The organism is Pedobacter sp. 01T416_2 (assembly GCF_056398925.1).
Genome location: NZ_JBFTQI010000201.1, coordinates 1 through 8,237, shown reverse-complemented (window position 1 = coordinate 8,237; position 8,237 = coordinate 1). Strand labels below are relative to the sequence as shown.

General features: G+C 37.5%; 8 protein-coding genes. 3 read left to right on the top strand and 5 right to left on the bottom strand.

Going from position 1 to position 8,237, the window contains the following annotated elements; translation table 11 throughout:
* The 3 genes from AC1DPQ_RS10715 to pyrF all read right to left on the bottom strand — a co-directional run.
* A partial coding sequence (locus AC1DPQ_RS10715) for a DMT family transporter (protein ID WP_477609206.1) occupies nt 1-620 on the bottom strand: 620 nt, incomplete at its 3' end.
* 48 nt (nt 621-668) lie between these two features.
* Nucleotides 669-1,046, bottom strand: coding sequence for a GxxExxY protein (locus tag AC1DPQ_RS10710; RefSeq protein WP_477579213.1), 378 nt, complete (start codon nt 1,044-1,046; stop codon nt 669-671).
* A gap of 67 nt (nt 1,047-1,113) precedes the next feature.
* Complete coding sequence (pyrF, locus tag AC1DPQ_RS10705; protein ID WP_477579215.1) at nt 1,114-1,953, bottom strand: orotidine-5'-phosphate decarboxylase; 840 nt, start codon at nt 1,951-1,953, stop codon at nt 1,114-1,116.
* Between the two features lie 424 nt (nt 1,954-2,377).
* Here pyrF and rho point away from each other — a divergent pair, with 424 nt between their 5' ends.
* Nucleotides 2,378-4,108, top strand: coding sequence for a transcription termination factor Rho (gene rho / locus AC1DPQ_RS10700; RefSeq protein ID WP_477609204.1), 1,731 nt, complete (start codon nt 2,378-2,380; stop codon nt 4,106-4,108).
* Nucleotides 4,109-4,173: 65 nt separating this feature from the next.
* Nucleotides 4,174-4,863, top strand: a complete 690-nt coding sequence (pssA, locus tag AC1DPQ_RS10695) for a CDP-diacylglycerol--serine O-phosphatidyltransferase (protein ID WP_477579217.1) — start codon at nt 4,174-4,176, stop codon at nt 4,861-4,863.
* 351 nt (nt 4,864-5,214) lie between these two features.
* Here pssA and folK read toward each other — a convergent pair whose 3' ends face one another.
* The gene (gene folK, locus AC1DPQ_RS10690; protein ID WP_477609202.1) at nt 5,215-5,721 is read right to left on the bottom strand and encodes a 2-amino-4-hydroxy-6-hydroxymethyldihydropteridine diphosphokinase; all 507 of its coding nucleotides are present in this window, start codon (nt 5,719-5,721) and stop codon (nt 5,215-5,217) included.
* A 40-nt stretch (nt 5,722-5,761) separates the two neighbouring features.
* Here folK and sppA point away from each other — a divergent pair, with 40 nt between their 5' ends.
* Nucleotides 5,762-7,528, top strand: coding sequence for a signal peptide peptidase SppA (sppA, locus tag AC1DPQ_RS10685; RefSeq protein WP_477579221.1), 1,767 nt, complete (start codon nt 5,762-5,764; stop codon nt 7,526-7,528).
* A 103-nt stretch (nt 7,529-7,631) separates the two neighbouring features.
* Here sppA and AC1DPQ_RS10680 read toward each other — a convergent pair.
* Nucleotides 7,632-8,237: hypothetical protein (locus tag AC1DPQ_RS10680; RefSeq protein ID WP_477609200.1), on the bottom strand; the 606-nt coding region annotated here is incomplete at its 5' end.

Genomic DNA, 8,237 nt, shown 5'->3' with positions numbered 1-8,237 from the left:
GAGAATACCATTGCTAGGCCCAACTGGATAATGGCCGAAAACACAAACTGGTAAAATAGATTTAAGAAAATATATTGAGGCTTACCACTATGTTTCTTCGAATAAATGGTGCCGATTGTCCAACCTGAAACCGCAATTACCAATGATAAAATCCCATTCCGGTAACCTGGTTCAAGCAAATCATTCAAACCATCTCTAAAAATAAAAACAATACCTAAAAAACCGATAAAAACGCCAATGAACCCCTTTAAACTGGCCTTTTGAATCCCTAGAAATACGCATCCGAGAAATACGAGCAAGGGAGATGTGGCATTAATTAAAGATGCCAATCCACTTGGAATAGTCTTTTCGGCAACGGTTGTCATGCCATTTGCAATTACCACCATTAAAATAGACAATAAGATCTGTCGTTTAAAACTCGTCCACCCAATCCATTTTAATTCCTTCTGTTTAATTAACAGAACCAATATAATTATCGAAGCGACAGATTGACGAATGGCTGTTACATACCAGGCCGGAATGCTTTCTACGGCAATTCTTATTCCTAAATATGTTGTGCCCCATATTAAGGCCACGCCAAATAGGGCGAGAATGAGTTTAATATCTATTTTTGATTTCATGATTGATATATGTTTAACCACAGATGAACACGGATAAACACAGATATTTTAGAGATTATAGCCGTTGAGCATTCTTTTTATTTCAACTCTTGGCTTACCAAAATTTATGATTAAACCACAGCGTCTATTACAAGCAATCAAATAGTTCATTAGCTGTGCCTGATGGATATCCGTTATTACTTTAGCTGTTTTTAGTTCAACAACAACTTCATTTTCAATAAACAAGTCGACAAAATAATCTCCTACAACTTGATCATCATAGAAAACCTGCAATGCGTGTTGTTTTGTGACGATTAATCCAGCCTTTTTAATTTCAATGAATAATGCATTTTCATACACTTTTTCTAAAAAACCACTTCCTAAAGTATTTGAAACTTTATATGCAGCTCCAATTATTTTTTCGGTGATCTCATTTAGATTATCCATTAAACCAATTTATAAAAAATATTTCGGCACTAGTGTGTTGAAAAACCCAAATCTGTGTTTATCCTTTTTATCTGTGGTTAATTAATTCAGCATCAATTAAGATCTGCTCCATTTCTTTTTGAAGTTTCAACGCTTCTTCCCTGGCCTTTTCTGCAAAATCTTCTCCCTGGCTGGCATAGATAATGCCTCTCGAAGAATTAATCAGCAAACCGCATTGTGAATTTAGGCCATACTTGCACACTTCATTTAAATCTCCTCCCTGTGCGCCAACACCTGGTACTAAAAGAAAGTGATTCGGTGCTAATTTACGTACATCACCAAAAGCTGCGCCGCGGGTTGCTCCTACCACATACATCATCTGTTCATCTGTAGCCCAGGTTTGCGATGTTTTAAGCACTTTTTCGAAAAGTTTATCTTCGCCAATTTGCTGCAATTGAAAATCGGCATGGCCAGCATTCGAGGTTAAAGCCAAAAGAATTACCCATTTACCTTTAAAAGTTAAAAAAGGCGTTACCGAATCGCTACCCATGTAAGGTGCTACGGTAACCGAATCGAAACTCATGTCTGATGATGCGGCATTGAAAAAGGTTTCGGCATACATGGCAGAAGTATTGCCAATATCGCCACGTTTGGCATCAGCAATAGAAAAAATATCCTGAGGAATATATTTCCAGGTTTCGATCAAAGTTTCCCATCCCTTCTTTCCATAACACTCATAAAAGGCAGTATTCGGCTTATAAGCTACACACAAATCTTTTGTGGCATCAATAATCTGTTTATTGAATTCCAGAATCGGATTTTCATACTTCAATAAGTGTTTCGGTATCTTATCTAACGAAGAATCTAATCCGACACATAAAAATGAACGTTTTTTTTGTATCTGCTCGAAAAGTTGTTGCTTTGTCATATATGGGCTTATTTGCTGCAAATATGAAGATTTTTAAGTTTTCTGAGCGATAAAATAATGCTCACATTAATTATTTTTATAAACATTTTAAACTTTTGCTTGCAGATTACGTTTCAAATACATACAATTGCAATATAATTTCTCAACCGTTTATCTGAATATCCCAGAAAAATTTATCAAGACTTGTTTTTTGTTACCATTTTTTAAAAGCACATTTTGCTTTTTATTCAGCTTGTAAACAATTATGAAACAATTTGAGCATTTTCCATAATGAACTCATTTAATGTTTTATAGCCTTAAGAATTTATACACAATGAAAAGCCAGGCCTACACTAACACAAATATATTTAAGCCTGTGTAGATTTATAACAGAAAACATCCGTTATAAACAAATGAAAAATTTCTTGAAACATATATATTTAGAATGTTTAGTAAAACAGAATTAAATGATAAGCTCACAACAGAATTACGTGAGCTAGCAAAAAGCTATGGCATTGAAGGTGCCGACTCCCTAAGAAAAATCGACCTTGTTGAAGTACTTTTACACCAACAAGAAATTATAAATGCTGCTAAAGCCGGTGCAGACCCTTATAGCGAAATCGAACCTATTGCAGCTGCACCTAAAACCAAAACTGCAAAAGCACCAAAAGTTGCCGCAGCTGCAGCAGCCGCTTCTACAGTGGCAGCTGAAAAACCAGCTACTACAGCCGATAAGCCTGTTAAAAAAAGAGCAAGGTTAACGAAAGATGAGCCTGCAGCGCCAATTGAAAGAAGAAGAGACACTGTAACGTTATTTGACGAGCCTCAACATCAACAACAGCCAGAAAGACAACCAGACAGAATTATTGAATCTGAAGAAAGTGTAAAACCAATCTCAGCTTTAATAGAAGAAAGTGCAGAAGTACTTCCGGCAGCTCCGAAACAAAAACAAGAGCCTAAAGAAAAACAGGAAAAACCACAGCGCGACGAAAACCGCCAGCAAAAACAACCAGGCGGTGGCAATCACCACAAAAACGAAAACAGTTACTCCAACTTGGATTTCGATAACGTAATTACAAATGAAGGTGTTTTAGAAATTATGCCTGATGGTTACGGTTTCTTGCGCTCTGCAGATTACAACTATTTAACTTCTCCTGATGATATTTATGTATCGCAGTCTCAGATAAAACTTTTTGGTTTGAAAACCGGTGATACGGTAAAAGGTAGCATCCGTCCGCCAAAAGAAGGCGAAAAATATTTCCCGCTGGTTCGCGTAGAAACCATTAACGGCAGAATTCCTGCTGAGGTTCGCGACCGTGTTCCTTTCGATTATCTGACTCCACTTTTTCCAACAGAAAAATTAAATTTATTTACGGATAACAGCAATTATTCTACCCGTATTATGGATTTATTTACACCAATTGGTAAAGGGCAGCGTGGTTTAATTGTTGCACAACCAAAAACAGGTAAAACCAACCTGCTTAAAGAGGTTGCAAATGCAATTGCTAAAAACCACCCGGAAGTTTATTTAATTATCTTATTAATTGATGAGCGCCCGGAAGAGGTTACCGATATGGCCCGTAGTGTAAGAGCAGAGGTAATTGCCTCAACTTTTGATGAACCAGCCGAACGCCATGTTAAAATTGCCAATATTGTTTTAGAGAAATCGAAACGTTTGGTAGAAAGTGGACATGATGTGGTAATCCTTTTAGACTCGATTACTCGTTTGGCCAGAGCTTACAATACAACAGCACCAGCATCAGGTAAGATATTATCAGGTGGTGTTGATGCAAACGCATTACACAAGCCAAAACGTTTCTTCGGTGCGGCACGTAACATCGAAAATGGGGGTTCATTAACCATTTTAGCTACTGCATTAACCGATACAGGTTCTAAAATGGATGAAGTGATCTTCGAAGAATTTAAAGGAACAGGTAACATGGAGCTACAATTAGATCGTAAATTATCTAACAAACGTATCTTCCCTGCAATTGATATTACGGCTTCAAGTACCCGTCGCGATGATTTATTGTTAGATAGAGATATTTTGCAACGTGTATGGATTTTACGTAACCACCTTGCTGATATGAACAGTCAAGAGGCGATGGAATTTGTTCAATCTCAAATAAAAGGAACAAAAAGTAACGAAGAGTTCTTAATTTCGATGAACAGCTAAATAAGTTTGGCGTTTGGGGTTTGGAGTAATGCGTTTCAAACCCCATGCSCTTAGCGCCCAACCCCATGCTAAAAAAACATCTCCCTAATGCGATTACCTGTGCAAACCTTTTTTCAGGTTGTATCGGAATCGTTTTTGCATTTAAAGGCAATTTAGAAACCGCAGCCTATTTCGTTATTTTCTCCGGAATTTTTGATTTTTTTGACGGTATGGTTGCGCGTTTATTAAATGTAAAATCGGCAATTGGAAAAGATCTTGATTCTTTGGCAGATATGGTAAGTTTTGGGTTCTTACCGGGAGTAATCATGTTTCACTTATTAAAGGCAAGCGATTATTCATCTGAATACCTTCCTTATCTTGGATTTATCATTACTATTTTTTCGGCACTTAGACTGGCCAAATTTAACAATGATACGAGGCAAACAGAAGATTTTATTGGTTTGAATACGCCTATGAATACTTTGTTTATCTGTTCTCTACCTTTTATTGCCAATGATTATCCTCAGGTTATTGGTTCTAGCATTTTACTGATTGCCATTACAGCAATTACAAGTTTTTTACTGGTGAGCGAAATCAAAATATTCTCTTTAAAATTCAGCGATTTAAGCTGGGCGAAAAATAAAATTAAATTTATCTTCCTTATCCTATCGGCTATATTAATTGCTTTTCTAAAATTTGCAGCAATTCCTTTTGTACTGGTATTATATATCGCTTCATCTTTTCTGCATTTTAAGGGAGCAACTCCAAATAAATAATCCTGAGAGATAATTTATTTCATAAAAGTCAATATGAATGACAGGGGATTTTAATGAATTAATATATTGTGCGGAATCGTCATTCCCAACTTGATTGGGAACCACGAAGTGCTCATGAATGCCTCTGAAAAAAGGAAAATTTATGAATAATCGTAATGCAATAAGCTTTAAGATTCCCGCCTGCGCGGGAATGACGACCCTTATATTGGAATCTGTCAATGGCAGTGTAGTCGAAGGGCCTCTTTTTTTCGTTTCATAAGTTTTAAAAGCCTTAATAGTATTTGTAAAGTACGAGCTGGGCGATCCTAATATAAACCTTTGTCACCTTCGTATGCCGTAGAATTTGATGCGCTACAGTTTTTTAACCTCAAGCGGATCTGTAATATTTCTGCAAATATCGAGCATCGTTTCTCTCAACAGTGGATGTATCACCTCTGGTGCAATCTCAGCCAAAGGCTCCATTACAAATTTTCTATCCTGCATATGGGGGTGAGGTACCTGAAGTTTATCCGGAATATTGATAATTTCATCTCCAAAAAGGATCAGATCGATATCAATTAACCGTTCTCCCCATTTATCTTTTCTTACCCTGCCCAATTCCTGTTCGATACTTAATGCATGCGCTAAAACTTCWAGCGCCGTTAAACGGGTTCRTAAACTCACAGCTTGATTCAAAAAAGAAGGTTGGTCGGTTTTACCCCACGCAGCGGTTTCATAAAGAGATGAGATGGCTATCACATGACCAATTTTATCGTTCACCAGTTCGATGGCCTTTTTCAAATTCGCCTCCCTATCGCCTAAATTTCCACCCAGTAACAAATAAGCCGTGTTGTACTCTAAAGCTTTATTAAGCATCATGTATTTTTATATCTTTACAACACAARATTAAAACATTTAAATGAGAGAATTCTTTAAGTATTTATTTGCCTCTATGCTGGGCTTTTTCTTATCAATAGTAATTGTATTTGTGATCTGCTTCGTAGTTGTGGTGGGTCTAATATCTTCTATTGATAGCGACAAAACCGTTGTTGTGTCTAACAATTCGGTACTATTCCTAAATTTAGACCAGGCCATTACAGAACGTACACCCAAAAACCCATTCGGAAACCTGCCAATTGTTGGTGGTGAAGAAAAAGATGGTATTGGCTTAAACGATTTCTTAAAAGCAGTACAAAAAGCCAAAACAGATGATAATATTAAATGCATCTACCTGAATGTGAGCAGTCCGAATGCAGGTTTTGCAACTTTGCGCGAAGTTAGGAATGCGTTGATCGATTTCAAAAAATCTCACAAAAAAATTATTGCCTACAGCGAAGTGTATACACAAGGCGCTTATTATTTAGCTTCAGTTGCTGATAAGGTATATCTAAATCCCGAAGGCGCTTTAGAATTTAAAGGTTTTAGCTCTGAATTAACTTTCTTTAAAGGAACTTTAGAAAAAGTTGGAGTAGAAATGCAGGTCATCCGTGTAGGAAACTATAAAAGTGCAGTAGAGCCTTTCATTTTAGATAAAATGAGCGATTATAACCGCAAACAGGTTACAGCTTATGTTGGCGGATTGTACAATACTTTCTTAACTGATATTGCGCAAAGTAGAAACATTCAAAAAGATAGTCTTTATAACATTGCCGATAATTACAAAGTACAACAGCCACAAGATGCCGTAAACTTTAAAATGATCGATGCCCTGAAATATAAAGATCAGATTTTAGAAGAGCTGAAGGGATTATCTGGAAGAACCAGGGGTGAAAATATCCGTTCGGTTACGATTAATGATTATGCGAAAAACAATACAGATACTGGCGAAGGAAAAGATAAAGTAGCCGTAATTTATGCCAATGGCGAAATTAATGGCGGCGAAGGTTCTGACAACCAGATCGGTTCGGAACGTATTTCCAGGGCAATTAGAAAAGCACGATTGGATGATAACATTAAAGCGGTGGTTTTACGTGTAAACTCACCAGGAGGTAGTGCACTTGCTTCGGATGTGATCTGGAGAGAAATTGTATTGACCAAAAAAGAAAAACCAGTTATTGCATCGTTTGGCGATGTTGCCGCATCAGGCGGTTATTACATTGGTTGCGCTGCCGACAGTATCTTTGTGCAACCGAATACCATTACAGGCTCGATTGGTGTATTCGGTATTATCCCGAACTTCCAAAATTTAATGACCAACAAACTGGGAATTACATTTGATGGCGTTAAAACCGGTAAATACGCCGATATTATGGCCACTAACCGCCCTATGACTGCAGGTGAAAGATTCATCATCCAAAATGAACTGAACAGAATTTATAGCGGTTTTGTAAGCCGTGTGGCCGATGGCAGAAAGAAAAGCAAAGCATATATTGATAGCATTGGAGGTGGCCACGTTTGGATCGGTACAGATGCCGTTCAAATTGGTTTGGCTGATAGAATAGGAAGTTTTAACGATGCCATTAAGGCAGCCGCTAAAAAGGCTAAATTAAAAAATTATAAGGTTGTAGAATATCCAGATGTAATTGATCCATGGAAATCGTTAATGGATGAGGGTACAGACAGGATTAAAACCTATTACACCAAACAAGAACTTGGCGATAACTACATGCTTTACCAGCAAATGAAAAAGGTAATTGCAAGCTCTGGCATTCAGGCCAGAATGCCATTTGAAGCAGTAATTAAATAATAATTAACCTCGCAGGTTTTGAAGGCTGAAGCCGTTTAAAAACCTGCGAGGTTAATATAAAATTATTCATCTCACGTCTAAAATCTCCGATCTTACGTCTTTCCTACTCGATCACTTTCCATTCGGGATGCAAAGTAAGATAAGTCGCATTAACCGGAATATTCACCTGATGAACCGTTAAGGAAATACTTTTCCCTTTTAAAAATTCAAAGCCAATTCCATCTTTTTTGGCATCATAAACCGTAACGGTATCTTTATCTTCATTTAAATAGGCAGAAAGTTTTTCAATGGTTGGGAACTTCAATTTCGCATCTTCCAACGTGCTCCCGGTTGCCAAGCCATCCTTTGTTTTAAACTTATTGGAGGTAACTCTAATCTGTTTTACATCTTTTACACGCATACTCGTATCCCGATAAGAAGAGTATACCGCAATTTCGTTGCGGTGTTTCGCGGTAGAATCGTCACTGTACCAAATCCCCCAGGCTTTTCCCATTGCGGCATCACCGGCATTTGGCCTGCCTAATTTTCTACCTACCTCTTCCATATCCTCTCCAAGTGCAATTTCTCCAACTGACCGACCAGCGACAACCAGAAAGCGCTCATCAAGACTTTGTGTTGGGGCTGATGTTAAATTACTTATTGAATCGGCATTTTGATCTGTTTTACTGGCAGATTGACAAGCGGCTACACTTATACTTAATCCCAAGAG